This window comes from Limibacillus halophilus, from assembly GCF_014191775.1.
Lineage (GTDB): Bacteria > Pseudomonadota > Alphaproteobacteria > Kiloniellales > CECT-8803 > Limibacillus > Limibacillus halophilus.
Window position 1 is genome coordinate 190,384 of the sequence record NZ_JACHXA010000002.1, and the last position, 25,669, is coordinate 216,052.

Consider the following 25,669-nt stretch of genomic DNA (forward strand, 5'->3'; position numbering starts at 1 on the left):
TGTCAGAAGAACTTGGGTTGAGAGGACTTGTGCCGTTCCCTACCTGCGCACATGACAAAACGCAGCCCATTCCGATACTTCGAGATGAGCCCAGAGATCATCCGCCTAGCGGTCATGATGTATATTCGGTTTCCTCTCTCACTTCAGAATGTAGAGGATCTCCTTCACGAACGCGGGATTGATTTCAGCCACGAGAAGGTGCGTTTCTGGTGGGACCGTTTTGGACCGATGTTCGCCTCTGAGATCTGTAAGCGACGGATCCAAAGCATGCGGTTAAACCTCTGGCGATGGCAACTGGACGAGGTGTTCGTTAAGATCGACGGCGAAACGCACTACCTGTGGCGCGCCGTCGATCACGAAGGCGAGGTCCTGGATTCCTTCGTGACGAAGAGGCGCGATAAGAAAGCTGCGTTGAAATTCCTAAGGAAAGCACTGCGCAAGCACGGTCGGCCCGAGGTTATCGTGACCGATCAACTTCGATCATATGGGGCTGCACTTGCAGAATGGCGAAGCCTCATCACTGCCTGACGCTCGACTCGGCTGGAGTATACTGAACCGAGTTCGAATTCGTCTGACACCAGCGTTAGTTTCTCTGTTATTCTCCGATAGGGCCATATACCACTGCAACTAAGCTGACGATAAAGCAGGATGGAAAACCTAATTGATGATGGTTCCCTTGATCAGCTGGACCCAATAATTGATGGATTTGCGCTACGGCATAAAGCGGCTACTTCCCGATTTGATGGCATATGCTCAATCGATCGCACGTGATCGCAACGACGCTGAGGATCTGGTGGGAGATTCAGTAGAAAGGGCGCTCTCTGCTCGGCGACACCCAGATAATCTCAATGCGCTTCGGCCATGGATGTTTCGAATCATTCGCAATCTTTTTCTAGATGAAGTCCGGAAAAGAAAAGTGCGGCGGGAATTTTCCGAAGGGTTGGGCCGTTACTTGATTGAGATAAACAATCAACAGAGCGACACACTCAACGATACCTTGACCCGTCTCGCTTTCGGAAAGTTGAAACAGCCCGAGCGCGAGATTCTGTTTTTGGTGGACGTGCTGGGTATGAAGTACGAGGAGGCCGCGACTGTACTAGACGTGCCGTCGGGTACCGTCATGAGCCGGGTCAGCCGGGCAAGGCGCACTCTGATAGCCCTGATAGACGGCGCTCATATTCCCGGTCTTAACGATTCTCGAAAGAACAAGAGCGAATGACGACTGACAAAGACTGGAACCTTCTTAACAGCTATGCCGATGATGAACTCAAGGCAGAGCAGAGGATGGTTTTGGAAGCTAGAATTCAGCAAGAGCCCGATCTAGCGGCCGCCTTGGAGCGTATTCAGACAGTGAAATTGACACTGGGCCGTACGCAGCCACTGGCGGCGCCCCCAACCTCTTCGCGTCTGCGATCCTTGTCCCGCGTCGGCGCAATTGCAGCAGGGATTGTTGTTGTCGTTGGGATTTCGATATTCGGATTGAGGACGTTTCAGGTAGATTTGGCAAGCAATACCGCCGCAGACTGGCACGCAAAATTCAGCGCTAATTCTTATAGTCAGGACCAACCGCAGGTATCAAATGCGGCTTTTGGCGCTTGGGCGGGCTTTATAGCGCCGCCCGACCTCTCAATCGCGAGACTTGAGTTAATGGAATTGAAGGTCGACGCATCCGAAGACCCGGCCTTCATAGCCATGCATTATCGTGGCCAGAATGGTTGCCGGCTGACATTGCTGGTCGAGAAGCTGGAAATTGATGAGGATATTTCGGACCAAGCAGAGAATTTGCTGTGGCGTCAGTGGACTACCGAAGAAGCACGCTTCAGTCTGATTTCAGATACGATGGACCGTGGGCGCTTCAATATGATCGCTGCATACCTAGAGTCGGCCACCCAGACGGGCCGGAGCAACAGGGACCTCCAGGTTGCAATGGCTGAATCGACAGCATCTTGCGCCTGAGATGCGCAACTAGATTTCTTAGTTGGTAAAATTAGGTCGATCTTCCCCATAGTTCTTTGAGAGATAGTCTAGGATCACTGCCTTCGTCTGCTGGTCCAGTTCGCTCATACCCTGTTCCTCAACCATCCAATCCAGCAGCTCGGCCCAGTTATCCCGGGAAAGACCCTGTTGAGCCACAATCCTCTCAGAGTGACAGGCGGTGCAGTTGTAATAGGTCTCCTCTGCCCCCGCTCCCGGGACTAGAACGCCAAACAGCTCTGTTGGCGCTGTAGTGGAATCTTGTTCGTTCGGAGCAAACTGTCCTGAACCGAAGGAAGTCGGTGTTGGCCCGCTTGCATTCAAATAGGCAATGAGATCCGCGCGCGCAGCAGCCTCACTAACACCAGTGAATGTCATACGCGTACCTTTTACGAACTTGCGGGGGTCGGCTAAAAATTCGTCCAGTCGTTCCATAGTCCACGATCCGCCGAGATCCCGCAGTGCTTTTGAATAATTTGCGTAATCCTTGGAAGCGGCGACGTCGGCCCCAATAATGCCCCAAAGATTTGGGCCGACACGATTTTTGCCTCCTTCATCTATGGTGTGGCAGGCCTTGCAGGCTCTAAATACCTTCTCGCCTGTAGCCGGATCGGCTGCGGCTAGCCTGGCATCCAGATCATTCTGGGCGCTTGACGCACCTGCGATCAATTGAAGGACGCCAAGTAGTATTCCCGTCATCAGAAGACGACAGATCATTCCATTCTCCACTCCTGCAAGGCCTTTCTATTCCACACGTCAAATGTGCAAGCGAGCGTTCATCCAACCCGCAAGGCGACCCTGTGCATCGTGTTGTTCAGGTAACCTTTCGGATTCCAATCGATTGCGAAAGGCTGCATGACCCCGGCGCTGTCCATTGCCCTGGCCCAAACCTCGTAATAACCGGCCTTCGGGAAGGTCACGGTTTGGCGCCAGTTCTGCCAGGCCCCGGAGTTAACAGGAGCGTCCAGCTCCGCTGTCAGCCAGGTCGCTCCGAAGTCGATGGAAAGGTCAACCCGGTCGACCGTCCGGTCCCCGGACCAGGCGTGACCGCGGACCTCGATCTCCTGGCCTATCTCACTGTTATTCTCCTGAGATGTGATGAGCGATTTGACCGGCATACGTTCGATAATTACAAAGTCTTCCTTTGCAACCTCCTCTCCAGGTGCAACCGAACGATTGGGGACGCGATAGGAAGTTCCGGTCATCTTGGGCCCGTCGTGGACCTGATCGCGAAGCTGTATGCGGGTCAGCCATTTCTGCGAGCAGGATCCGGGCCATCCTGGTACAACGAGGCGCAAAGGCGCGCCGTTTTGTGGGTGCAGTGCCCCGCCATTCATCTCAAATGCGATAAGGACGTCGTCGGTCAGCGCCTTGGCAATCGGGACTCCCCGCGAAATCGGCAGCTTGCTGGTATCTCCCGAAAGGTGCCCGTCGGCGCCATAGTGGGCGGTATAAACGACGTTTGATTTGACGCCGGCCTTCTCCAGGACATCCTTCAACCGCACGCCTGTCCAGTTGGAGCAGCCGACCGCACCCAGCGTCCATTGATTGCCTTTCGCCGGAGGATTGAAAAATGCCCTGCCATTTCCGCCGCATTCTATGACGAGAGCCATCGTGACGACTTCGAACTGATTCCTGAGGTCGTCGATGGAAAGGGTCATCTCCTGGTCGACTAAACCGTCAACTGTGAGCGTCCAAGATGCGGGGTCGACGTCTTCTGGAGGTATACCATTGTTGCGAATGAAATGCCGATTTGTCGGCGTGATATCATCATCCAGGAAGTGAGGCGGCGTTTCGGCGTTAATTGGCCGGTCATTGAGCAAGGTTAATCCGTCCTTGCCAACCAGCACGTCTTCTGCAGCGAAGGCTGCAGGTATCAATCCTTGCGGCATATTGCGATGGAACGGAATGCTCAGGCCGAGCATCGCTCCCACGGTAGCCAAGCCAGCACCGCCTAGAAACCCGCGCCGATCTGAGTGAGCAATACGACCGAAGAATTCGCGATCGGCCTCTTCAGGATTGCGGGCAAAAAATTCACTGATTCCTTGGTGTTTTTCATTGTCGAATGGCATTTCCACCTCCCTTGTTATCTTTAATAACGTCCCAGGGAGGCATTTTATTTCATTCAGGTTGAATCGTCCTGCCGCCGATCGATCTGCTGGAGTTTGGCTATATCGTCAATTAGGAAGGCGTTGTCCTTGCATCTGGCTACGCTCGCCGGCCTCCTGCGCGGCCCCTATCTTTGGTTGTTGACAGTCTTCATATATTTCAATATTTCATGATATATGGAAGATACACGAGCACTCGCGGCCTTTGCCGCTCTTAGCCAAGCTACACGTCTTGAGGTATTCCGCCTGTTGATCCGGGTCGGCCCGACCGGCATGGCGGCGGGTGAGATCGGGGAGTCCCTTGGCGTGCGGCAGAACACGCTTTCGGCCAATCTTTCGGTACTGCTGAATGCCGGGCTGGTGCGCAACGAACGGCAAGGACGCTCCATCCGCTATTACGCCGATATGGATGGATTACGAGGCCTGCTTGGATTCCTGCTGAGCGATTGCTGCGGCGGCCGCGCGGAGATGTGCCAGCCGCTGATCGATGAAATTGCCTGCGCCTGCTGAGGGAACCGCCGACCATGTCCGACAGGGTTTACAACGTACTCTTTCTCTGCACCGGGAATTCAGCCCGTTCCCTGATCGCAGAAGCAATCATGAACGCCGAAGGCAAGGGCCATTTTCGTGCTTTTTCCGCAGGCTCAAACCCCAAGAGCGAGCCCCATCCCTACACGATCGACCTTCTCAAAAGTCTCGGCCATGACACGGCGCGACTGCGCTCGAAGAACTGGAACGAGTTCGCCCTACCCGATACGCCGCAGATGGACTTCGTGTTCACGGTTTGCGATCAAGCCGCCGCCGAGACCTGTCCGGTCTGGCCAGGCCAGCCGATGACCGCCCATTGGGACATACCGGACCCGGCCGCTGTGACCGGCAGTGAAGCGGAACGGCGCCTTGCCTTTTCAATGGCCTACAAAATGCTTTCAACCCGGATATCCTTGTTTCTGAGCTTGCCTTTCGCTTCTTTGGACAGGCTTTCGCTTAAGCAGAAGCTCCAGGATATTGACCTTGCCGAAACAGCAAGTAGCGCCCCCACTTCCTGAACCAACAGCAACTGCGGAATACTTTTCATGACAGACACGACCGCGCCCGCGACGCCGGCCATGAGTATCTTCGAACGTTGGCTAACCCTCTGGGTGGGTCTGGCAATATTGGGCGGATTACTGCTTGGCAGCATCGCGCCCGGGCTGGTCGAGGCCATCGCGGCGGCGGAATTCGCGTCGATCAATCTCGTGATGGCTGTCCTGATATGGGCAATGGTCTACCCGATGATGGTTGGCGTGGACTTCGCGGCAGCTGCCGGGGTTGCCCGGCAACCGAAGGGACTGCTCATCACGCTGACGGTGAACTGGCTGGTCAAACCCTTCACTTTGGCGTTGTTGGCGGTCTTGTTCTTCGACCATATTTTCGCGCCCTTGATCGAGCCTGCGGATGCCGCGCAGTACACAGCGGGCCTGATTCTGCTAGGAGCGGCCCCCTGCACGGCCATGGTCTTTGTCTGGTCCCAGCTCACGCGCGGTGATGAAACCTATACGCTGGTGCAGGTTTCGGTGAACGATCTGATCATGATCGTCGCCTTCGCGCCCATCGTCGCTTTCCTGCTTGGCGTTACGGAAATTTCAGTCCCCTGGGAGACACTGGTCTTGGCGACGCTGCTCTACGTGGTTATGCCATTGCTCGCCGGGTTGCTCACCCGTAGAAGGCTCCGTACGCCCGAACGTATCGCCGGCTTTACCGCCCGCATTAAACCCTGGTCCATGGTCGGGTTGATCACGACTGTGGTGATCCTGTTTGGGCTGCAGGGCAATGTCATTCTGGACAGGCCGCTGGTCATCGGTTTGATCGCCGTGCCGATCGTGATCCAGAGCTATGGCATTTTCGCGCTCGCTTACGGCGCCGCCTACGCCCTCAAGGTGCCCCACCGCATCGCCGCCCCTTGTGCGATGATCGGTACGTCCAACTTCTTCGAACTGGCGGTTGCTGTTGCAATCAGCCTGTTCGGGCTTAACTCGGGCGCGGCCCTCGCCACCGTCGTCGGCGTCCTTGTCGAGGTGCCGGTCATGCTGTCATTGGTGAGTTTCGCCAACCGCACCCGCAACAAATTCCCCGGGGCTTGATTGCCGGAAACACCGCTCACGCGCGCTCCGGCATCTGCGTGTCGCCGGGAATTATAGGTCGGAACAAATTAAGCCACCGATTGAGATTGGATCGAACAGTGCCGGGAGCCGATAACCGCACTTGAAGCTATGTCTCGATGCCGCGGCCAACAACCAACGCCTCCCGAAGCGTCGGGTCCAAGTCGTTGTAGGCCTTGTCCGGCAAGGTCCCCAACGCATCCAGGGTTTTGCTGAAAAAACATCTGACGGCAGCTGCCGATGCGATGTCGAAAATTTCCGGGTCCGAGAGCCCATGCTTGCGCAATCCTGCGACATCCTCCTCCGTGATCGCTGACGCATCACGCACAACGGCGCGCGCAAACTCCATTATCGCTTCGTCCGCAGCACTCAGGACGGAAGCATCGGGCGTTTCCAGAATCTCTTGAAGCTGCGGCGTATCGTAATAGCGTTCGGCAAGCACGGATCCATGTACCAGCATACAGTAGGAGCTTCGAAGCTCTAGAGCGGCTGCAACGGTGACCAGTTCATAGCGCCGTTCATCCATGTTGCGCTTGATACTGTTAAGCAATTCGTTCCAGCCGGCCATCACCTCCGGTCGATGTGAAAAGGCTTTAACCATGTTTGGCAGGTAGCCGAAGCTGTCTCGCACTCTGTTATACATCTGGGATGTGGCCGCGGTTGCTTGCTCTTCTGGAATTACGCTTATGAAAGACATTACCCCTCCTAAGGATAGGTCGCCTCGCGTGGCCAACATCGCTGTGCCGGGGATTTCGGTCCGTTACGGTTCACGCGAGAAGCCCTGAACGACCAGCCTGCAAGAACGCCTCGGTCCTATCAAGTCCAAGTTCCAAGGTAACAGCGGCATTTAAGCGACCTACCTTCACTCCCTGAGGATCGCGGGAAAGCCTTGGAAAATGTGCAATTTGGCACCAGAAAGAAGACCAATCCAATATCTGAATTTCAGGCCTTGATCGTCGCCGATGTCCTGGTGGCAGACTCCGCTCCTCATCACCACCTACAAATTCTATGATTAGCAGGACTTAGCGCGGTTCACACACTATGCTTCATCGACGAGGAGGACCAAAAGGTGACTGAGACCAAAGATCGCAAGGCCAAAGCCGTAGGCATCAACCATGTTGCCCTTGAAGTCGGCGACATTGATCAGGCGCTCGCGTTCTATGGTGCCTTTCTCGACTTCGAAATCGAAAGCAAGAGCGAGAAAGCGGCTTTCATCTATTTCGGCGATCAGTTTATCAATTTTGCGTTGGGCCGAACCCAAGGACCTGACGCGAACCGGCATTTCGGGATCGCCGTGGATGACAAGGATCAGGTGCGACGGACTCTCGAAAAGATGGGCGTTGAACTGCTGGGCGGGCGCTTTCTCGATTTTCTCGACCCCTGGGGCAACCGGGTGGAAATCACCACCTACGCCAACATCCAGTTCTCCAAGGCCGACCACGTCCTCCGGGGCATGGGTCTGGGCCACCTCCAAAAAACCGACAACGCGATTGCCGAGCTTCGGCAGAAGAAGATGGCCCCACCCGACAGGGGTCAGTAAAGAATCGAAGGCATGAAGGCCCCTGATGGCTCATTGTAAAAGCCCTGGCTCATCAGGGTCATAGGCTGAACGATTTTCAAGCCCTGCTCCAGACACCATAGAAGAAGCGCCGTGTTCCGCGTTGGCAGCAAAAAGCCCGGCCCCGCAAACTCGGGCGCAGCGCAGATCAAGGCTTTAATATCCTCATTGCTCTCGCCAACCGCATGGCCAAAAAAAGCAATCTGGGTGGTATACCCCGAGATACGGCCATCGTGCTCGACCACCATAGCGGTGCCTTGAGCGATGGCATTACGCAGATCGCCTTCACGGCTGTAGCCGTTTAGGCTCTGATGGAGCCTCGTGCAGGCCGCAACATCGGCTTCTGACGCGGCGCGTGCCTTGTAACCTGGAATCGCCACTCTTGGCACGGACCCCTGCATCGTCGAGAGCGGTTCGCGCGCGACGAAGCCCATCTTCGTATAAAGCGCTAGCGAGCGATTGTGGTAGGCTGCCTGGACAAGACGAACGCTGTTGACGCCGGCGTCGCGGGCCGTGTCCAGCGCCCAGTCCATTAACTGCCTGCCAACCGTTACGTTCTGGCAAGCCGGATCGATCGTGATCGGTCCCACGCCGGCAACCGTCTCGCTTATCCAAAGGAAATTGCTGCCGACAACCTCGCCCGCCATTTCAGCGACGACCGAACGGATCGCCGGATTGCTTAACGTGTAGTCGAGAAGTCCCTGCGCAACATCTATTGAAGGGAAATCAGGCGGAAAATCGTGGCGTTCCGAGATTGCCTTGAATGCGTGATAGCAGATCTTCCCGCAGGCCGCCGCGTCATTTGGTTGGCCGGGCCTCAAGGTAAACTGATAACCAGGTTGTTGATCGATGTGAAAGTTTGAACCTACGTCCATGTAACCCGCGCGCAATGAACGCGCCTCCCTCCAATTGATAACGAAAGTGGGGGGATTATTGGTGCAACAGTTAGCAATTCGCATTCAGGAAATTTGCGATATCAGATCAGAAAAATGCATAAGCGCCCATGGAGTCCCATCAACTGGGCAGCAGACACTGCAAGCGTCGCCGATTGCGCCTACGCGGCAAAACCTATTCAAGGAGGAAAAGATTAATATATAACATTAATATTTTGAGGTAATTATTTGTTTTACCAATGCTTTCTGTCAGATTCATGAACACGGATTTCGTCACTCCCCAAGAGGCGATAGAGACGCTTCTTACCAAACCCGCGCAACTCTCGTTCACCTATCTCCTCGAAGATGAAACCATCGGTCAACTTCTGCCGCATTTCCTCAGCGAGAATGATCTCCATACTGTCGGCCTGTGTTTCCAACCGCGCAGCCAAATTTATTCCCGGGCCAAAAACATCATAGACGTACTTCTGGATGCCGACGATCGACCCAATTACCGGGCCGCTATTGATCCCGATACGGCAAGCCCACTTTTGGCTGTGGGTTTCGTTGCGGCGACGCAGGAAATGGACGATGCGCAAAGCGACACCGGCAATATTGTTTGCATGGTCGGGCGTCGCTTCGGGTATCCCCGAGACCGCTATATAAGCGTCCCCTATCGTTTTCAGGCGCTCGCATCCGAACTGCTCGACGATGCGATCAAAGGCCGTGAAGATATCATTCAATTCGGAAATTAAAGCTGGCGGGTCTTCCGTAATGGCCATTTCCGTGAAGCCTACGAAGTCCAGCATCAACAACGAGCAATCCTCGAAGCGCTGCGGTGTGGTCACACCGAACTGACGCCATTCTTCGTAAACCGTCTTCGGCATAATGTTGAGCAGCACCTTCTCGACCCGCTCCTTCTCCTTGCGCAAGTCGCGGTTCTGCTTCTCAATCATCGAGGAGTAGGACTGGATCATGTATTCCAGCTCGCGAATTTTAGTGATGTTCTGACATTCCAACATCAAGACCGATAGGGAGTCGGTCTCGCGCAGCGTTATCTCGACGGCCAATGATATCTTTCGAGTTCCGCGCTGGACCTCACTTGCAAAGGTGAACGCCCGGCCCGCCTCCAACCGCTTTTCCATTTTCTCGCGATCTAGCTGCGGAAAGAAACCTTCCAGCGTTCGTGCGCCGCCAGTCTGCTCGGAAAACCAGTGATCCATACGATCATTGAGGAAGACTAAATCAAGGCTTTTGCGGTCAAAGACGGCAAGGCCAACCCCCACGGACTGCAGCAGCAACTTGTTAAAACGATCCAAGTCCATGACGCCGCACCGCTCCTCGTCAGTTGGTCACAATCACGTGCCGGCGTTTCTTGATTTCATGAATCACGTTGTGGACATCGGCCGGATCGAACTCGAAATCCTCCAAAGTCTCCTCAAGGATTGCGGCCATCTCGTCGAAAGCCTCGTCACTGATTGACAGGTTGAGATGCACACGCCTCAAGACTTCATCCGTGTAGGAGGCCGGACCGCCCATCAGCGAAGCAATGAACTTGGTCTGATGATCGATCAAGACCTTCATGTCTGAACTAGCAAAATAGGGGGCCAGAATCTCTGAATCCCCGACCCGATCGTAGAAATCCAGAACGACCTTGCTAACAAAGCCGAAGCCGCCGTATCTGTCAAAAACGGTAGCTGCCATCCCGGCCTCCCTCAGGCTAAGGATACTCCCCAAGCCCCAAGAATAAGCCATTCACCCACTCGAATGTAACTATTGTCTTTGAGTTGGCACTTTTGCAGATGCTCGGTATCGGGAAGGATTAGCGACCAAACTTTAATTCAGAAAGCGAGCGGCAGGCTGGCAACCACCGCTCGCATTCCTGGAATGTTTGTAGCCGTTTGGTTGACTGACTACTTCGAGCTCCGCATGGAATCGATACTCCATGCGCCACCGCCAGCGGCCGCGATGTAGAGGAACGTGAAGCTGTAAAGCGCCGCTAGCTCACCACCGTTGAGAAGCGGGTAAAAGCCCTGCGGCGCATGAGCATAAAAGTACGCGACAGCCATAAGGCCGGACAGAACGAAAGCCACCGGCCGGGTGAACAGACCAACGACCAACAGAGCGCCGCCAATCAGTTCGAACAGACCCGCTGCGCCGCCCATAGACGCCATAGGCACATCGTTCATAGGGCTCACAGGGATGCTCAGATACTTTGTCGTGCCGTGCTGCAAGAACAAAAGCCCGGACATAATGCGCAGAACGCTGAGGAGCTGCGATGAGTACGAGGATAGAAAGTTCACGTTTATAGCCTCCGACAAGACATCGTAAAGGCAACTCATGCCCGTTACGATAGGTCCAAGACAAAAGCCGCAGCGAATAATGCGTTGCGGCCATGCCCCGCAGCGAGTGCTGCGACAAAAATTCACGGTAATTTGCTTCTCAGAGCCTTGTCAACGAAAGGCGGTGTGCGGACGCCCTGCCCTGTTACAACTTAACCCCCCGCAAGCGAAGTGCATTGCCCACGACTGAAACCGACGAGAAGCTCATGGCGGCGGCGGCGAACATCGGCGATATCAACAGCCCCAGGAAGGGATAGAGAATCCCTGCGGCAATCGGTACGCCCGCAGCGTTGTAGATAAAGGCAAAGAAGAGGTTCTGCTTGATATTGCGCATCGTCGCCAAGGCCAGACGCCGGGCTCTGACGATGCCGTTCAGGTCGCCTTTGACCAGTGTGAAGCCAGCGCTTTCGATGGCCACATCGGCCCCCGTGCCCATGGCGATTCCAACGTCGGCCTGGGCCAAAGCCGGCGCATCGTTGACGCCGTCGCCCGCCATGGCGACCTTGTGCCCCTGGGCCTGGAGTTCCTTGACGATGCGCGCCTTATCCTCTGGCATGACGTCGGCCCGAATATCGTCGATTCCAAGCCTGGCGGCGACGGCACGCGCCGTGCGCTCGTTATCACCGGTAGCCATAACGATCCGCAATCCCTCCGCGTGAAGCGCCTTCAGGGCCTCCGGCGTGGTCTCCTTGACCGGGTCAGCAACCGACACAAGCCCTGCGATGACATTATCGATGATAACGAACATGACGGTCTCGCCTTCATCGCGCCGGGCGTTGGCCGCATTTGCAAACGGTGCGCTGTCCAATCCCATTTCGGCGACAAGCTTCGCATTGCCAAGCGCAACAGCCTTGCCGTCGACAACGCCGCGAACGCCTTTGCCGACCACAGCTTGGAAGTCCTCTGCCTTGGCAAGCGACAATCCGCGTTCCTCGGCACCAGCAACAATGCTCTCGGCCAGCGGATGTTCGGATCCACGCTCCAAGCTCGCTGCGATACGGAGAACTTCGCCTTCCTCAAACCCTGCCTCCGGCACCACTGCCGTCAGCATGGGCTTGCCGCGCGTCAGCGTACCGGTCTTATCGACGATCAGGATATCGACCTTTGCGAATCGCTCCAACGCCTCGGCATTCTTAATCAATACGCCGACCTGAGCACCACGCCCAGTGGCCGTCATGATCGACATCGGCGTCGCAAGTCCCAGGGCGCATGGGCAGGCGATGATCAGCACCGCGATTGCTGAGACCAAGGCATAAGCAAAGGCTGGTGAAGGGCCCCAAACCGCCCAAGCGACGAACGCAATGGCAGCAACGGCGACCACCGCCGGAACGAAGTAACCAGCAACGGAATCCGCTAGCTTCTGAATGGGCGCCCGGCTTCTCTGGGCCTCTGCGACCATATTAACAATTTGGCTTAATACAGTATCGGAACCAACTCTTTTTGCTTCAATAATAAAGCTCCCAGTTCCATTAACTGTGGCACCGGTTACGAGATCCCCTTCCGCCTTTTCGACGGGCAAGGGTTCACCGGATATCATCGACTCATCGATGGAAGAGTGCCCCTCAATAACGACACCATCGACTGGCACCTTGTCACCCGGACGAACGCGCAGCCGATCACCAACCTTGACCTCTTCGAGCGGCACCTCCTCTTCACGGCCGTCCTCCCGGATGATGCGCGCGGTCTTGGCGGCCAGATCCAGTAAGGCCCGAATGGCCGTGCCGGTTCGTTCGCGCGCGCCCAGTTCCAGCAACTGCCCTAACAGGACAAGCACGACGATAACCGCGCCGGCCTCGAAGTAGACCCCGACGTTTCCATGGGCGTCCTGAAAGCCAGCCGGAAAGATTCCCGGTGCCAACACCGCCACGATACTGAAGCCATAAGCGGCGGCCACGCCCATCCCGATAAGCGTGAACATGTTGAGATTACGGCTAATGAGGGATTTGACGGCCCGCACGAAGAATGGCCATCCAGACCAGAGCACCACCGGTGTGGCCAGCACGAGTTCCACCCACAGAGCCGGGCGTTCGCCGAGCATGTCTCGTAGGAACCCCAGTCCGAGCATCGGACCCATGGTCAGCAAAAGGATCGGCAGCGTCAGAACCGCGCCGACAATGAAGCGCCGCTTGAAGTCGACCAACTCCGGATTGGGACCCTCCTCGCCGGTGGGAATACCCATAGGTTCAAGCGCCATGCCACAGATCGGGCAATCTCCCGGCTTATCCTGAACGATCTCCGGGTGCATCGGGCAGGTAAATTGCGTGCCCTTAGGGGCCTCTGCCGCGGCCTTTTTATGAGCACCCGAAAGGAAGTGCTCTGGATCAGCCGAGAACTTGTCATGGCAACGCTGCGAGCAGAAATGATAGTCCTGCGCTTCATGGGTAAAGCTCGGTTTGCCCTTTCCCAATGCAACTTTCATACCGCAGACGGGATCGATAACGCTTGGCGCCTCACCCTCGGTTTTGCTGTGACAGCAGTCGCCCTGATGGGTGTGATGGGCGTGGTGTTGGTTGTGCTCTTGCATGTTCCGCCTCTAGTGTGATCGCCGTGATAGCGCGATCAAAAGGGTTGCTCATACGTCAGTTACGCTTGAACATGGACCTTCCACTAACTGGAAGGTCAAGGGGTTTTCATGTATAATTGTTGCTTCCCTATCTTCCGGTAAGCGGAAGGTTTAGGCCCGCAGTCAGGTCACTCTCTTTACCAACCGACATCTCGCTTCGTCGCAAGTGACCGATTGCACAAAAGACAGGCTCATCTCATGAGCACGTCCGACCCGACGCCGAGCAATGAAAGTCGCCAATCGTCAAAAGGGCTGCTTTGGCTCAAGCATGCCCTTGTGTTGGGACTTCTCCTGCTCGGCTGGTACATCCTGGACCATAGCGGAATTGTAGATTTCTTCGTGCGTAGCGAAGGCGTCGAGAGCGCCGTGAAGGAACTGGGCGCGGGGGGACCCGCGCTGATTGTCTTCGGAATCGCCGTCGCCGTGGTCATAACCCCTCTTCCCAGCGCGCCCGTTGCCCTTGCTGCAGGGGCGCTCTATGGAATGTACTGGGGTACATTTTATATCGTGCTCGGGGCGCAACTAGGAGCAACCATCGCTTTTCTGGTCGCGCGCCATTTCCGAAACGGCGTTCTCCACCCCTTTGTCAGCAAGGCAGAAACTCTGCCACTTTTGGGAAACCAAAACACCTTGATGGCTACGGTTCTCGTATCGCGGATACTGCCGTTCCTGTCATTTGATCTTATCAGCTATGCGGCTGGGCTCTCGATTTTGGAGTTCAACCGCTTTTTCATAGCGACACTGGTCGGCATCGTGCCAATGAGTTTCCTGCTTGCGCATCTGGGAATGTCGGTACGGGAGATCGATGGCGCGGGCGTCGCAATTACGTTGGTTATCGTTGTGGCCATGGTTGTGGCTGGATACCTGATCAAAAGAATCCTTGCGGCCCGCAATCGGTAATCGCCGTTTAGTGAAGGGCTGCGCTTCCGGCTTGCCAGCGCCCTCCTATAGCGCCAATCTGTCGCGCCGCTATGTGACTTTGGGGCAGAATTTGTTGGCGACATTACCTAATTGATCTTTTTCGGACCGAATCACTTTGGCTTATCTGCAATTCATCATCGGCAACTATCGCAGCCTTTCCTACGGCTTCATGTTGTCGCTGTTTTCCACCTTCGGACAGACCGCTTTTATCGCTGTCTACGGCGGTCAGATCTTGGTTCTGTACAACATGACGCCGGGTGAATACGGCCTGCTTTACATGCTTGCCACGCTTTCCAGTGCCGCCCTCATGATACAGGTCGGAAAGCTGGTCGACGATTTGCCCCGGGTACTTTTTACAGGCGCCGTGCTGGTCGGAATGGCCGTTGCCTGTCTGGCGATGTATGCCCAAGCCTATATCCAGTCAATGCTGTTTCTATACCTGACGCTGCTCCTTCTAAGGTTGTTCGGCCAGGGTCTAATGAGCCATGCGTCGATGACGGCAATGGCACGCGACTTCAATCGCAACAGAGGAAAGGCACTTTCCATCGCGGCTATGGGGCACGCCCCTGGCGAAGCCTTCTTCCCATTGATCGCCGTCGGCTTGATGGCCTGGATCGGATGGCGCGAGTCTTGGCTTGCCTATGCCCTTGTCTGCCTCTTCGTCGTCTTACCGCTCTCATCATGGCTTGCAACAAAGCCGCGGCAGCCCCGCAGTGGCGCAGAGCCGCAACCAAGCGATGCGGAACGCTTGGCAGAAAGCCAGGGCTGGACTCGCACGCAGGTCATTCGAGATTCCGGCTTTTACCTACTTCTGCCCGTGGTGTTCGCAGCCCCCTGCTTGGGGACCGGGCTATTTTTCCACCAAGTCGTCCTCGTCAATGAGAAGGGTTGGGAGCTAAGCGCTTTTGCCTCCGGCTTCACGACCTTCGCCATTGCGACCACGACTTTCGGTCTGATCGGTGGAAGATTGATCGACGGACGTAACGCGCGCTGGTTACTGAACTTTTCTCTTTGGCCGATGGCGCTTGGCTTTTTGTTGGTTTCGCTATCGGGCAACCCGTGGATCGTCCACGCATTGATGCTCCTCGTCGGTATTACTGTCGGCTTCAATCACACAATTGGAACGGCCCTTTGGGCAGAACTCTACGGCCTCGCCCATCTGGGATCGATCAGGGCACTCACCTCATCGTTCATGGTTTTCTCGACTGCATTGGGGCCCGCTATGATGGGGCTCCTTTTAGACCAGGGGATTTCAATGGATCGGGTCATGTTGCTTTCCGCAGTCTGGGTGGCGGTCACCGCGGCTTGCATACCTTTGATTTTGGCGTCCATCCAACGAAAGCGCCCGGACCTGGCGGCTATTTCCAGCCGCTGAGGAGGGCCTGATCAATTAGGATGAAACCCATCAAATGCTTCGCGCCTAGAACCTGGCGCAAAGTTTAGGTCTGACGATCGTGCAGGGAATTAAACCGACGCGCTTTGATTCAAATCTAAGATGCTCAAGATAAGGAATCTGGTAAACCCGCCCGTCGCAACCCTTCCACGAAACGCTCGATATCAGCGGGAATCTTGCTAGGCACCATCGCGGCATCAGCGGTCGTATGAGTGGGTTCGAGGGTGCGATAATCCTCAACCGCTTGTCGTGCTTCCTCCATGCGATCCTGCCAAGCCAGTGCCGAAGCCAACTGCCGGCGAAAGGTTGGGTTTCGAGGTGCTAGCCGAATTGCTTGCCTGGCGGTACTCGCTGCTTCCCCGTGACGCTCAAGGCTCATGTAGGCCCAAAAAAGTCCCATAAGCCAGAATACCACCATCCCGTCGCGGGGACTGAGGCGGATAGCCTGGGAAATAGAATCAATTCCCTTCTCGGCCTCTCCAAGCAGGGCAAGCGCCGCCCCTCTGATCCCAATTGCCGAGGCAAAGTTGGGGCTCAAGTCTATGGCCCGCTCGACCGGCGGCAACACCTCGTCCCATTGGTGCGTCACCACATTTGACCAGGATAGGATTGTCAGCGCCCAGGGATCCGTATCATCGATAGCAACGGCATCTTTGGCTGTCGATGCCATAGCCTGCAACGATGTCGCGGGATCATCGCTCCAGCGGTAATAGGATTCGAGAAAATGGACGAGAGCTAGATCGCTCATGCCAAACTCGCCACTTGGAACAAGGGATATCGCCCGCTCAAACAACAATCGCGCCTCGTTAGCATCTCGACGCCCCAGTTTCCAGAGGTGCGCACGCCCGCGCATCACGCATTCCCAGGCATCAAGCTGGGAGGCGTCCTTGCGCTTGGCTTGCTGTGCTTCGACCAAAAGGAACTCCGGCGCAATCGCGCCGACGATAGATGCCGTCACCTCGTCTTGCACATCGAAGATATCGGCAAGCATCCGGTCGAATCGCTCGGCCCAGACATGATTACCCGTCGTCGCGTCGATAAGCTGGGCGGTGATCCGGAGACGTTCACCCGCCTTGCGGACGCTACCCTCCAGCAGATATTTGACGCCAAGCTCGGCGGATACCTGCTTCACGTCCATCGAGCGACCCTTGTAGGTAAAGCTGGAATTGCGCGCGATGACAAAGAACCAAGGCATCCGCGATAGGGCCGTGATGATATCTTCCGTCATGCCATCGGCAAAAAACTCCTGCTCTGGGTCGCCGGACATATTGTCGAAAGGCAAGACGGCTATCGAAGGTTTATCTGGCCGCTTTGCGAGCCCAGCCGATAGGGGAAGCGCAGCTGCAATCGAAGCTGCATCGGGAAGCCACCGCCAAACCCGGATAGGCCGGTCAATATTCTTCAGTGCCTGTTCACCACCGTCCTCAAAGCCAAAGGGCAGTTGACGATGGACCTGCTCGTAAACCGCGCCTGAAATACAAACGCCACCGGGATTGGAGAGCGTTTCGAGGCGTGCGGCGATGTTCACGCCGTCGCCATAGATATCGGACCCTTCCAGGATGATATCCCCCAGGTTAACGCCAATACGCAGGCGAATCTGCCGTTCATCCGGCTGCGATTGCTCCTGGGTTGTAAGAGTCTGCTGGATTTCGATCGCGCAGGTAACCGCATCAACAACGCTGCCAAACTCGACCAGCAATCCATCGCCCATCAACTTGACGACCCGCCCGTGATGTTGATCGATTTTTGGCTGCACGACTGTCTTGCGTACCTGCTTGAGACGCGCAAGCGTCCCGGTTTCGTCCAGGCCCATCAGGCGCGAAAATCCCACCACATCACCAGCAAAGATGGCTGCAAGCCGACGCCCCATGGATCTCCTCCCAGCAGGAGAATAACCAGCAATGCCTGGAAAGACCATGCACCTAGAAGCAACGGGCAAATTGCGGCAATAGCGATAGCGCCAGCGCTCCTGGAGCCTATAATGCCGCTCTCACTTACTTCTGTTGAAAGTCCTACTCCTTGTTACGACAGACCCATGATCGCCATCGGCCAAGATTGTTTCCCGCACTTTGGCGTTCCCTAATCGGCCGTTGCCCCAACTGCGGGCAGGGAAGGCTGCTCGCAACCTACTTGAAACCGGTGGAATCCTGTTCGGTATGTCACGAGGCCTTCGGGCATATCAGGTCGGATGATGCAGCACCATGGCTGACGATTCTGATCGTGGGCCATATCGCTGGGCCGGTCATTTTAGCGTTTGAAAGCGACAGAACGTGGCCCGACTGGGTTTCGATGGCACTTTGGCCCGCTTTTGCGCTTGTCCTCGCACTGTTGGTTCTCCCGCGCGCAAAGGCACTCTTCATCGGTGCGATTTGGGCAACCAAGGCCCCAGGCTCGGAACAACCCTAACGCCTTTTCAGCCGGACCTGAGCCAGTGCTTGAGGTTACGTTCTCCTGTTTGAGAGAACTGCATGATCCTGGTGCCTTCGATGCGCTCGGCCCAGCCTCTGGCGCGAATGCCCGCCAGCAAGGCCTGCCCCAAGCTGCCGCCGAGATGATGCCGACGCATGCTCCAATCGAGACAACTGAGAGTCATCGTCCGCCGCTGCGCCGACAAACCCTGAATATCGATTCCAAAGCGAGCAAAGGCCGCGCGGCCGGATGCGGTCACGTTCAAGGCATCGCCGTCCGTGACCAGCCACCCCCGCTCCATCATTGTATCGTGTAAGAAAACGCCCATCTCCCCCGCCAGATGGTCGTAGCAAACTCTGGACTTCCTAAGTGCCGGGTCTCTGGGACCGGTTCTTACACGCCTGCCGGAATGCTTCTGCGCCACGCCCATCAGGGCTTCAATGGCGCCTGCAACCTCAGGCCCCTGAAGGCGATAGTAGTGATGGCGGCCCTGTATCTCCCGTGCCAGCAATCCTCCATCCAGGAGCTTGCTCAGGTGTGCACTTGCCGTCTGTTTGGAGATACCTGCCTGGAAAGCCAGTTCACTGGCCGTCAGCGCCCGGCCGTCCATGAGAGCCGTCAGCATGTTCGCCCGCCCTGGGTCACCTATCAGCGCCGCGACGCGGGAAATATCGGGACCTTCTTTCATAGTTCAATCATAAACGTACCATTGACGTACAACAAGCTGCTATTCTCATCGGTAATCTGGAACCGGATACGAAAGGGATTGTGATTCATGCTTGCGGTTATTTTCGAAGTTCTCCCCCACCCGGACTATCGGCAGGAGTATCTGGATATCGCGGGCGAACTGCGCCCATTGCTGGACGGCATCGATGGCTTTATCTCCATCGAAAGGTTTCAAAGTCTGACAACGCCGGACAAGGTTTTGTCCCTGTCGTTCTGGCGCGACGAGGCGGCGCTTTCGGCTTGGCGTAACATGGGTGAGCACCGGATGGCGCAGGCCAAGGGTCGCGCTCGCATCTTCAAGGATTATCGTCTGCGCATCGCTTCGGTTGTTCGCGATTATGGCTTGCAGGATCGCGACGAAGCCCCCAGCGACAGCCGCGGCTTCCACCGTCACTCCTAAGCCAAAAGCAGCCGAAAAAAGAAAACACCGCTCATCACGAGACCAATTAAGATAACGCCGCCGCGCACGACCGCCTTGGGCAAAGCCCGTGCCAGGGGTGCGCCCGCGTAACCGCCTGCGATTGCCGCCGCCATCATGACCAAGGCCTGCGGCCAGGCGACAATACCTGCGGCGGCGAAAGTCGTGACCGAGATTGCCGAAAGGACGAATGAAAGGCCATTTTTCAAGCCATTCATCTGATTTAGGTCCCGCATTCCCCATAACGAGAAGAGCGCCAACAGCACAATACCCAGGCCGCCGTTGAAGTACCCGCCGTAGATTGACACCAAGGTCATTGCAACGCCGCCGTTCGGGCGCAAAGCAAACTTGGCGCTCCGCGACCAATCCTGAACTCTGTCACCAAATGCAAAGGCCCCTGTGGCCAGCAGCAGCAAAAAAGGCACCACGATCGAAAAGGCCTCGTTCGATGAAACAAGAAGCAGAAGCGAGCCCCCTAACCCGCCGAGCAAGGTCATGCCGACAAACTTCAGGAGGAGACGACGATCCACCGCCTTCAACTCGCGGATGAAGCCCAACGCGCCACCAAGGTATCCGGGGAAGACGGCAACAGCGCTGGTTGCATTGGCGGCAACCGGCGGAACTCCGACATAGACGAGTGCCGGGAACGTCAGGAAAGTGCCCCCACCAGCAACGGTATTGAGGACTCCAGCAAAAAAAGCGGCCAGCGCCAAGAGTGAATACTCATACATAAAGCGAAGCCCGTTACTTGAGGCAAGACAAGCAGGTTTGGTGGGCGCGTAAGTTAGAGATAACGGTATTTATGTTCAATGCCTGGACCCAAATGCCTCCTTGTCCTTCTCCCAATTCGACTGGCTAAGATAAAGACCTCACGCTACAGTTAACCTGCGATTAGGTTAGGAGGGCGCAATGCCTCCCAGTGAAGGCGGCCCAAAGGGTGGCAAGCACGACTATGCCATCGTCGCCGAACCAGCAGGACACATAATCAAGCTCGAATTCAACGGCGTGGTAGTCGCCGAAAGCGACCGTGCGATTCGCTATCGGGAAGCGCATTTTTCTCCAGTTTATTATTTTCCACGCGACGACGTCCGCATGGACTTGATGAAGCGGAGCCGCCATCGCACTCATTGTCCTTTCAAAGGAAACGCGTCGTACTGGACCTTGGTCGTCGGAAACAAGGAGGTCGAGAACGCTGTCTGGAGCTACGAAAATCCGCTGCCGGAAGCCGACGCCATAAAGGGATACCTGTCATTCTATCTGCAAAAGCTGGGCGCCAGTTACAGCGAGGATGGCGATTTTCAGAACGTACCCAATGTACGTGAAAGCCATGGCACACCCTTCATTGATTGGGTTCTGCACGAAGGTTGGGACGCTGGCGGTCCTGGTCGATTAACGCGGTCGTTGGCGGAGATGATGCGTGCTAACGGGATGCCCATCTCTCGCCTCTCCGTCTTTCTCAGAACACTACACCCACTTCTCATCGGGAGTGCATTTGTTTGGCGTGACGACAAGCCAGACATCAATTCTTTTGTACTAACCCATGATACGCTCTCCAGCCCGGTCTTTCTCGACAGCCCTTTGGTGCCGATTTTTAACGGCGCCGGCGGCATTCGAAGGCGCCTTGAAGGCGCCAATCCGATGCTTGATTTTGGCATTTTGCACCAATTGCATAAGGAAGGCATGACCGACTACGCTGCGATGCCCATGTTGTTTTCGGATGGTCAGATCAATGTACTGACCCTTTCGACCCGAGAAGTGGGCGGTTTTTCAACTGCTCATCTTGGTATGTTGCACGAAATTCTGCCGGTCCTTAGCAGGCTGTTCGAAGTCTATGCGGCCAGGAGCATGGCAAATACCCTCCTTCAAACCTATCTGGGCCGCCACACCGGAGAGCGTGTGATGAGAGGTTTGGTGAAGCGCGGTGACGCGGAACTGATAACCGCCGCCATCTGGTTCTGTGATTTACGGCAATCCACGTCGCTGGCCGAGTCCATGCCCGCCGAGGAATTCTTGGAGATACTCAACAACTTTTTCGAATGCATGGTGCGCCCCATCGTCGAATACGGTGGAGAGGTGCTTAATTTCATTGGCGATGCGGTGCTCGGAGTTTTCCCTTTGGCCAATGACAAAGCCGACGAGCAGAGGGTTTGCGAAGAAGCCTTGATGGCTGCGGCCGAAGCCGAGGTTCGCATGAAAGCCTATAACGACAAGCGGGTAGCGGCTGGAGGTGCACCCTTAGACTACGGCATAGGACTCCACTTGGGACAGCTTACCTACGGCAACATCGGCATACCAGAACGCCTGGAGTTCACCGTGATCGGTTCTGCCGCAAACAAGGCCGCACGCATTGAAAGCCTGACGAAGGAAGTTGAACATCGCGTGCTCACCTCAATCGAGTTTGCCAAAAGCAGCCACGTACCCCTGCAATCCATCGGATCTTTCCCACTGCGTGGCCTTCCTGGCGAACATGAGATTTTTGTCCCTACCCAAACCCTGGGATACTGACAGCCCGCGTTTCATGGCAACTGCCTGTTGATCTCTCTCTAAGCATTGAACAATAAGAAAAATTCCGATTTTAAATTTTCTTTCTGCCACGCGCCGCTTAATACGTGGCAAAATACCCAAAAATAGATGCCGATAAATGCACAATTCGGAATAGATATTGATGGAGTTGGATCAGAATGGCTTTTACCGGCAACATCGACGGCGCGCCCACGGGGAACCCCTGGCTGGATAGTTTGATCGCTGGTGGCGCCTGGAGCGACGGCGATGGCGGCACTGTGAGCATCACCTACTACCTGCAAAGCGGTAACGATCCGTTTAACGTGTTCCCAAGCACCGGCAAGGTCTGGGACAGTTACGAGATCGCCGGCATCGAACTTGCTTTCTCGCTTTGGGAAGCCGTCGCAAATATTGATTTTGTTGAAAATGGAGGTTCGGCCAATTCCGATATCTGGTACTGGGTCACAGACAACCAAGGAGCGAGCGGAACCCTGGGCTGGCATGAGATTCCCGGCTTCGATGTGGGCGAGCCGCTTTACGGCGTTTTCAATTATCAGGGCACCGGTTGGACCGAATTAGGCCTCGCACAGGGCGGCTATGGTTTTGTGACCTACATCCATGAGATTGGCCACGGGCTAGGCCTGGCACACCCTCATGACGGCGGCCCCGCGGCTGACGGCACGGTGTTCCCGGGCGTTTCGTCACCCTTTGGCGATTATGGGCTCTACGACCTGAACCAGGGCGTCTTCACGACGATGTCCTATAACACCGGCTTCGAGACGCGCTTCCCGTTCCATTCAAACCTGAACTACGGCTACGAGGGCACGCCCATGGCGCTCGACATCGCCGCTGTTCAGGCGATCTATGGTGCCAACACCACCTACGCCTCCGGCTCCGATATCTACACGCTGCCAACCGTCAATGCGTCCGGCACCTTCTGGGCTGCGATCTGGGATACCGGCGGCTTTGACACGATTACCGCCAACGGCACAAACCTCAATGTCGTGATTGATTTGCGCCCGGCACCGTTGAGCGGAGAAAACGCAGGCGGTTACGTTTCCGCGGCGCAAGGAATCGTCGGCGGCTTCACAATCGCTGCAAACGTCTTGATAGAGGGCGCGGAAGGCGGCTCCGGTGCGGACAGCCTCGTAGGCAACGGCGCAGACAATCTGCTTGTCGGCAACAACGGCAATGACATGCTCTTCGGCTTGACGGGCAACGACGATCTCTATGGCGGCATCGGGCTCGATACCATTCATTCGGACTCCGGCAACGATCTGCTGTCCGGCGGCGACGGCAATGACAATCTCTATGCCTATTCCGGCGATGATCTGATCATGGGCGGCGGTGGAAACGACTTTATTGACGGTGGCTCCGGCATTGATACAGCCATCTTCGAAGGCAACATCGCGGAGTACTCAATCGCCGGTAGCGGAAATACGCTCACGGTCACCGATGTATTGGATGGCAGTGACGGTACCGACACGTTGGTATGGGTCGAGTTCCTGCAGTTCAACGATACGACCGTGGCCGCTTCGGACTATCAAGGCAGTAACAGCATTGCCCTGGCGAGTTACACCCCCCCGGCTTCTTTGTCCCGGATGGACGCTTCTTTTGGTGACGATGATGCGCTGCAGGCGTTGGTCTAGGGCGCTACCGGACACCATGTGCCCGGCAATAGGCTTCCAACGACGCGATTGCCGAGGCTTTTTCCGCTCTGTCCAAGAATGACGCGGTAAAGGAGTTCCTGGCCAACTTGGCCAGATGCTCCCGGCTTAGACCAAGCGCCTGCTGGACCGCTCGGTAGTTGTCGGCGACATACCCCCCAAAATAAGCCGGATCGTCGGAATTTACGGTTGCCTGAAGGTCAAGATCAAGCATCCGCCGCAAGGGGTGCTCCGCCATATCGCGCACCACCTTGAGCTTCAGGTTGGACAGCGGGCAAACCGTCAGCGCCATCTGGTCTCGGCGCAGACGCTCCACCAACAGCGGATCCTCCAGCGCCCGATTGCCGTGGTCGATCCGGTCGATCCCCAACTGATCCAGAGCTTGCCAAACATAGTCCGGAGGCCCCTCCTCTCCGGCATGGGCAACACGCTTGAGTCCCATAGCCCCTGCGCGCGCGAAAACACGGCTGAACTTGCTCGGCGGATGCCCGTTCTCCGAAGAATCAAGCCCGACCCCTAACAGACGATGGCTATAGGGCGCGGCCTGCTCCAGAACCGCCAGAGCGCTTGCCTCGTCCAAGTGCCGCAAAAAACAGAGGATCAAGCCGCTGGAAATTCCAAAAGCACGCTTCCCCTCAGCCAAACCGGACTCGATCCCATCAAGGACTGTTTTCAACGCTACACCTCGGTCAAGGTGTGCCTGCGGGTCAAAAAAAACTTCAACATGCCGGACGCCGTCCTCAGCGGCCCGCGTCATGTAGGCAAGGGTCAGATCGTGAAAGTCCTCTTGTGTCAGCAGAACCGACATACCCTGATAATAGAGGTCCAGGAAGTCCTGCAGGCTTTCAAAACTGTAGGCAGCCCGCAGGGACTCAACAGTGTCATAGCCGATCTCCACGCCATTGCGCGCAGCGAGTTGAAACAAGAGGTCTGGTTCAAGGCTGCCTTCCAGGTGCAGATGCAACTCGGCTTTCGGTAGGCCGCGGATAAAATCATCGTCGCAAATCATCATCCATCCTATGCAATAAAGCCGGGAATTCAAAAGGCGTCGTAAGATCACAAAGGCATGATCCGAAGTTGAGGCATTGAGATGCCCTGCTAGTATTGACGGCATGCGTGTCTTGAGGACATGGGCCGTTATCTTTGCCCTTACCAGTCTGCTTCTCCCGATGTCCGGCAGAGGCAAGACCCAGTGCGAAAGCGGCGCCATGCTGACGCAACGGCTTTCCTGTTATATTCAGGCAGCGGAAGCGGCAGGCAACCCCGCGGTCTGCCTGGAAAGTCCTGAGCCTTCAATCCGATTCAACTGCATCAGTCTGTACGCCGAACACAACGAGGCGCCGGCAGCCTGCAGCCTGATCGAGGCTGAAGAAGCGCAGCGGCCCCATCTGCGCGCAGCCTGTGTGTCGGGTGTGGCAGTAGCCAACAGAAACCCGGCGCTCTGCGCGACGGTGGAACAGCCCTTGGTCAAGGACACCTGCTATTCGTTTCTGGTACTCGAACAAGGCATGGACAAGGCGCTCTGCGAGAACATAGAAAACAAAGCACTACAGGAAGCCTGCAACACGCCGAAAGGATCCAACTGACTGATGACCAGACTCTTCATCGACGCCGACGCCTGTCCGGTAAAACGCGAAGCGCTGCGTATCGCCGAACGCCATGGACTGCAGGTGTTCATGGTATCCAATGGCGGTATCCGGCCCGACCCCTCGCCGCTGGTCGAGACGATCATCGTTCCAGCTGACCCGGATGCAGCAGATCGTTGGATTGCCGACCGGATTGAACCGGGAGATATTTGCGTCACGCAGGACACACCGCTTGCGGCGGTCTGCATAGGCAAAGGCGGCAGCGCCCTGCGTGCCAACGGTGAGCCTTTTACTCAGAACAACATCGGCAATGCGATGGCAATGCGCGACCTGATGGCCGACCTCCGCGCCGCAAACCCACTCGCGGCCATGGGGAGCGGGCGTAGTTTCACCAAGGCTGACCGCTCGCGATTTCTTGGCGCGTTGGATACGTTGATACGCAAACTGCACAAGGCAGGTTCCTGAAAAAGAAACTCTGCTTTGGAGGGCTTA

The 25,669-nt window shown here is 56.1% G+C and carries 26 protein-coding genes and 1 pseudogene; 15 read left to right on the forward strand and 12 right to left on the reverse strand.

Annotated features, from left to right (window positions below; genetic code table 11):
* Nucleotides 1-84: 84 nt before the first annotated feature.
* The 3 genes and pseudogenes from FHR98_RS04025 to FHR98_RS04035 form a co-directional block, all read left to right on the forward strand.
* A pseudogene (locus FHR98_RS04025) lies at nucleotides 85-504 on the forward strand (IS6 family transposase); the annotation flags it as partial.
* 196 nt (nucleotides 505-700) lie between these two features.
* Nucleotides 701-1,219, forward strand: coding sequence for an RNA polymerase sigma factor (locus FHR98_RS04030; protein WP_183415357.1), 519 nt, complete (start codon nucleotides 701-703; stop codon nucleotides 1,217-1,219).
* Nucleotides 1,216-1,956, forward strand: a complete 741-nt coding sequence (locus FHR98_RS04035; protein ID WP_183415358.1) for an anti-sigma factor family protein — start codon at nucleotides 1,216-1,218, stop codon at nucleotides 1,954-1,956. The genes FHR98_RS04030 and FHR98_RS04035 overlap by 4 nt, the downstream gene beginning before the upstream one ends.
* Before the next feature lie 18 nt (nucleotides 1,957-1,974).
* On the opposite strand, the gene FHR98_RS04040 is transcribed toward FHR98_RS04035, so the two are convergent.
* Both FHR98_RS04040 and FHR98_RS04045 read right to left on the reverse strand, forming a co-directional pair.
* Complete coding sequence (locus tag FHR98_RS04040) at nucleotides 1,975-2,691, reverse strand: c-type cytochrome (protein WP_183415359.1); 717 nt, start codon at nucleotides 2,689-2,691, stop codon at nucleotides 1,975-1,977.
* A 59-nt stretch (nucleotides 2,692-2,750) separates the two neighbouring features.
* On the reverse strand, nucleotides 2,751-4,046 hold the full coding sequence (locus FHR98_RS04045) for a sulfite oxidase (protein WP_183415360.1): 1,296 nt from the start codon (nucleotides 4,044-4,046) through the stop codon (nucleotides 2,751-2,753).
* Nucleotides 4,047-4,259: 213 nt separating this feature from the next.
* Here FHR98_RS04045 and FHR98_RS04050 point away from each other — a divergent pair, with 213 nt between their 5' ends.
* From FHR98_RS04050 to arsB, 3 genes are read left to right on the forward strand one after another with little or no spacing between them, the layout of a single operon-like run.
* Nucleotides 4,260-4,592, forward strand: a complete 333-nt coding sequence (locus FHR98_RS04050) for an ArsR/SmtB family transcription factor (protein WP_183415361.1) — start codon at nucleotides 4,260-4,262, stop codon at nucleotides 4,590-4,592.
* A gap of 14 nt (nucleotides 4,593-4,606) precedes the next feature.
* Nucleotides 4,607-5,128 (forward strand): arsenate reductase ArsC, encoded by a 522-nt coding sequence (locus FHR98_RS04055; RefSeq protein WP_183415362.1) that lies wholly within the window; start codon nucleotides 4,607-4,609, stop codon nucleotides 5,126-5,128.
* A 27-nt stretch (nucleotides 5,129-5,155) separates the two neighbouring features.
* Nucleotides 5,156-6,202 carry an ACR3 family arsenite efflux transporter gene (gene arsB / locus FHR98_RS04060; RefSeq protein WP_246377433.1) on the forward strand — a complete coding sequence of 349 codons (1,047 nt, stop codon included), beginning with the start codon at nucleotides 5,156-5,158 and terminating at the stop codon, nucleotides 6,200-6,202.
* Between the two features lie 127 nt (nucleotides 6,203-6,329).
* Here the strand turns inward: arsB and FHR98_RS04065 are convergent, their stop codons facing one another.
* Nucleotides 6,330-6,917 carry a carboxymuconolactone decarboxylase family protein gene (locus tag FHR98_RS04065; RefSeq protein ID WP_183415363.1) on the reverse strand — a complete coding sequence of 196 codons (588 nt, stop codon included), beginning with the start codon at nucleotides 6,915-6,917 and terminating at the stop codon, nucleotides 6,330-6,332.
* A gap of 372 nt (nucleotides 6,918-7,289) precedes the next feature.
* On the opposite strand from FHR98_RS04065, the gene FHR98_RS04070 reads away from it, so the two are divergent.
* Nucleotides 7,290-7,760: a VOC family protein gene (locus tag FHR98_RS04070; RefSeq protein ID WP_183415364.1), complete on the forward strand. Its 471-nt coding sequence runs from the start codon at nucleotides 7,290-7,292 to the stop codon at nucleotides 7,758-7,760.
* Here the strand turns inward: FHR98_RS04070 and FHR98_RS04075 are convergent.
* From FHR98_RS04075 to FHR98_RS04095, 5 genes are all read right to left on the reverse strand, one after another.
* Nucleotides 7,754-8,668 carry a GNAT family N-acetyltransferase gene (locus FHR98_RS04075; protein WP_221205720.1) on the reverse strand — a complete coding sequence of 305 codons (915 nt, stop codon included), beginning with the start codon at nucleotides 8,666-8,668 and terminating at the stop codon, nucleotides 7,754-7,756. The genes FHR98_RS04070 and FHR98_RS04075 overlap by 7 nt on opposite strands.
* A 236-nt stretch (nucleotides 8,669-8,904) precedes the next feature.
* Nucleotides 8,905-9,975, reverse strand: coding sequence for an adenylate/guanylate cyclase domain-containing protein (locus FHR98_RS04080; RefSeq protein ID WP_183415365.1), 1,071 nt, complete (start codon nucleotides 9,973-9,975; stop codon nucleotides 8,905-8,907).
* Between the two features lie 19 nt (nucleotides 9,976-9,994).
* Nucleotides 9,995-10,354, reverse strand: coding sequence for a truncated hemoglobin (locus tag FHR98_RS04085; RefSeq protein WP_183415366.1), 360 nt, complete (start codon nucleotides 10,352-10,354; stop codon nucleotides 9,995-9,997).
* 209 nt (nucleotides 10,355-10,563) lie between these two features.
* Entirely contained in the window at nucleotides 10,564-10,953 is a 390-nt protein-coding gene (locus FHR98_RS04090) for a DoxX family protein (RefSeq protein ID WP_322091209.1), read from the reverse strand.
* A 184-nt stretch (nucleotides 10,954-11,137) separates the two neighbouring features.
* Entirely contained in the window at nucleotides 11,138-13,516 is a 2,379-nt protein-coding gene (locus FHR98_RS04095; protein ID WP_183415368.1) for a heavy metal translocating P-type ATPase, read from the reverse strand.
* A 237-nt stretch (nucleotides 13,517-13,753) separates the two neighbouring features.
* Here FHR98_RS04095 and FHR98_RS04100 point away from each other — a divergent pair, with 237 nt between their 5' ends.
* A complete protein-coding gene (locus FHR98_RS04100) occupies nucleotides 13,754-14,455 on the forward strand; it encodes a TVP38/TMEM64 family protein (RefSeq protein WP_183415369.1) in 702 nt (233 codons plus the stop codon).
* Nucleotides 14,456-14,591: 136 nt separating this feature from the next.
* On the forward strand, nucleotides 14,592-15,851 hold the full coding sequence (locus FHR98_RS04105) for an MFS transporter (RefSeq protein ID WP_183415370.1): 1,260 nt from the start codon (nucleotides 14,592-14,594) through the stop codon (nucleotides 15,849-15,851).
* 124 nt (nucleotides 15,852-15,975) lie between these two features.
* Here FHR98_RS04105 and FHR98_RS04110 read toward each other — a convergent pair whose 3' ends face one another.
* The gene (locus FHR98_RS04110; RefSeq protein ID WP_183415371.1) at nucleotides 15,976-17,739 is read right to left on the reverse strand and encodes an adenylate/guanylate cyclase domain-containing protein; all 1,764 of its coding nucleotides are present in this window, start codon (nucleotides 17,737-17,739) and stop codon (nucleotides 15,976-15,978) included.
* 260 nt (nucleotides 17,740-17,999) lie between these two features.
* Between FHR98_RS04110 and FHR98_RS16775 the strand changes: the two genes are divergently transcribed.
* Nucleotides 18,000-18,275: a DUF983 domain-containing protein gene (locus tag FHR98_RS16775; protein WP_221205721.1), complete on the forward strand. Its 276-nt coding sequence runs from the start codon at nucleotides 18,000-18,002 to the stop codon at nucleotides 18,273-18,275.
* 7 nt (nucleotides 18,276-18,282) lie between these two features.
* Here the strand turns inward: FHR98_RS16775 and FHR98_RS04120 are convergent, their stop codons facing one another.
* Nucleotides 18,283-18,966 carry an ArsR/SmtB family transcription factor gene (locus tag FHR98_RS04120; RefSeq protein ID WP_183415372.1) on the reverse strand — a complete coding sequence of 228 codons (684 nt, stop codon included), beginning with the start codon at nucleotides 18,964-18,966 and terminating at the stop codon, nucleotides 18,283-18,285.
* A gap of 87 nt (nucleotides 18,967-19,053) precedes the next feature.
* Here FHR98_RS04120 and FHR98_RS04125 point away from each other — a divergent pair, with 87 nt between their 5' ends.
* On the forward strand, nucleotides 19,054-19,404 hold the full coding sequence (locus FHR98_RS04125; protein WP_183415373.1) for an antibiotic biosynthesis monooxygenase family protein: 351 nt from the start codon (nucleotides 19,054-19,056) through the stop codon (nucleotides 19,402-19,404).
* Here the strand turns inward: FHR98_RS04125 and FHR98_RS04130 are convergent.
* A complete protein-coding gene (locus tag FHR98_RS04130) occupies nucleotides 19,401-20,153 on the reverse strand; it encodes a sulfite exporter TauE/SafE family protein (RefSeq protein WP_183415374.1) in 753 nt (250 codons plus the stop codon). The genes FHR98_RS04125 and FHR98_RS04130 overlap by 4 nt on opposite strands.
* A gap of 178 nt (nucleotides 20,154-20,331) precedes the next feature.
* On the opposite strand from FHR98_RS04130, the gene FHR98_RS04135 reads away from it, so the two are divergent.
* The gene (locus FHR98_RS04135; RefSeq protein ID WP_183415375.1) at nucleotides 20,332-21,927 is read left to right on the forward strand and encodes a DUF427 domain-containing protein; all 1,596 of its coding nucleotides are present in this window, start codon (nucleotides 20,332-20,334) and stop codon (nucleotides 21,925-21,927) included.
* A gap of 176 nt (nucleotides 21,928-22,103) precedes the next feature.
* Nucleotides 22,104-23,573 carry a M10 family metallopeptidase C-terminal domain-containing protein gene (locus FHR98_RS04140; protein WP_183415376.1) on the forward strand — a complete coding sequence of 490 codons (1,470 nt, stop codon included), beginning with the start codon at nucleotides 22,104-22,106 and terminating at the stop codon, nucleotides 23,571-23,573.
* Between the two features lie 4 nt (nucleotides 23,574-23,577).
* On the opposite strand, the gene FHR98_RS04145 is transcribed toward FHR98_RS04140, so the two are convergent.
* Complete coding sequence (locus tag FHR98_RS04145; RefSeq protein ID WP_183415699.1) at nucleotides 23,578-24,600, reverse strand: adenosine deaminase; 1,023 nt, start codon at nucleotides 24,598-24,600, stop codon at nucleotides 23,578-23,580.
* Between the two features lie 103 nt (nucleotides 24,601-24,703).
* Between FHR98_RS04145 and FHR98_RS04150 the strand changes: the two genes are divergently transcribed.
* On the forward strand, nucleotides 24,704-25,177 hold the full coding sequence (locus FHR98_RS04150; RefSeq protein WP_183415377.1) for a hypothetical protein: 474 nt from the start codon (nucleotides 24,704-24,706) through the stop codon (nucleotides 25,175-25,177).
* 3 nt (nucleotides 25,178-25,180) lie between these two features.
* The gene (locus FHR98_RS04155) at nucleotides 25,181-25,642 is read left to right on the forward strand and encodes a YaiI/YqxD family protein (RefSeq protein ID WP_183415378.1); all 462 of its coding nucleotides are present in this window, start codon (nucleotides 25,181-25,183) and stop codon (nucleotides 25,640-25,642) included.
* Nucleotides 25,643-25,669: the final 27 nt, after the last annotated feature.